This is a genomic window from Alcanivorax sp. HI0044, assembly GCF_001634945.1.
This window is the reverse complement of the sequence record NZ_LWEZ01001130.1, coordinates 1-1,153: the sequence shown is the minus strand read 5'-3', so window position 1 is coordinate 1,153 and position 1,153 is coordinate 1. Positions and strand designations below refer to the sequence as shown.

The 1,153-nt window shown below is 66.6% G+C and carries 1 protein-coding gene; it reads right to left on the bottom strand.

Features of this window, described 5'->3' with window-relative positions; translation table 11 throughout:
* The coding region (locus tag A3730_RS13785) for an NAD(P)H-hydrate dehydratase (protein WP_063538261.1) at positions 1-1,153 on the bottom strand (1,153 nt) is incomplete at both ends.

Genomic DNA, 1,153 nt, shown 5'->3' with positions numbered 1-1,153 from the left:
ATTCATGGCCTTGCAGCCTGTGGTTCAATTGCTGGCGCAACGCCCCGAGCAAATCGGTAGCCAGCAAGCCCCGCTCACCCTGCGCCGCCGCACAGTGGTCCGCCGCCCGGGCGTGCACCATGGCACCCAGGCGAGCCGCATCAAACCCGCTCAGCCCCTGGGCCCGCAAGGCGGCAATCACCCCGGTGAGCACATCGCCCATGCCTCCGGACGCCATGCCCGGGTTGCCATCGCGAATCAGCGCCCGGCCCGGCCCGGCCTCTGCGGGCTCGCCCTGCACCAGGGTACCCAGCCCCTTGAGCAGCACGGTACCGCCATAGCGAGCAGACAGACTGTCCAATGCGGCAAACCGGTCCTGCTGAATGTCGCCAGCGGACACTCCCAACAGCCGGCCCGCTTCACCCGGGTGCGGAGTGAGCACCCAATCCGCCGTGCCGATATCCGCCTGCCCGGCGATCAGGGTCAGGGCATCCGCGTCCACCACCATCGGCTTGCCCGTTGCCAGTGCCGCATCCAGCAAGCCTCGGCCCCACGCATCCAGCCCCAACCCGGGGCCAATGGCAATCACCGTGGCCGCCTCCATCAGCGCAACAGCGTCTTCCGGGCGATCCACCCCGCGTACCATGATTTCCGGCTGGCGGATCAAAGCCACCGCCACATGGGCCGGGCGTGTAATCAACGACACCTTGCCAGCCCCGCAACGGGCGGCGGCCTGGGCACTCATGACCGGCGCGCCGGCAAAACCATGATCGCCACCGATCACCAGCACATGGCCGTAATGGCCCTTGTGGCCATCTACCCGGCGGGCGGGCAAACGGTGCTGTAGCGTCTCGGCGCCGGGGCTTAGGCAGTCCGGCTGCATCTGGGCGTAAATATCTCGCCCCACCTGCAAATCGAAAAAACGCAGCGCACCGCAATGCAACGGCCCTTCGCCGGTGAGCAGACCCCGTTTAAGACCAATAAAGGTACAGGTCATCTCCGCCTGCAATACTGGCCCCAGGGGCATGCCGCTGTCGGCGCTGAGCCCCGAAGGAATATCCAGCGCCAGCACCGGAAGCGACAACCCATTCAGGGCGCGCAACAACGCGGCCACGTCATCACGCAACGGACCTTTGAGGCCGGTGCCCAGCAGACCATCGACCAATAGGTCCGC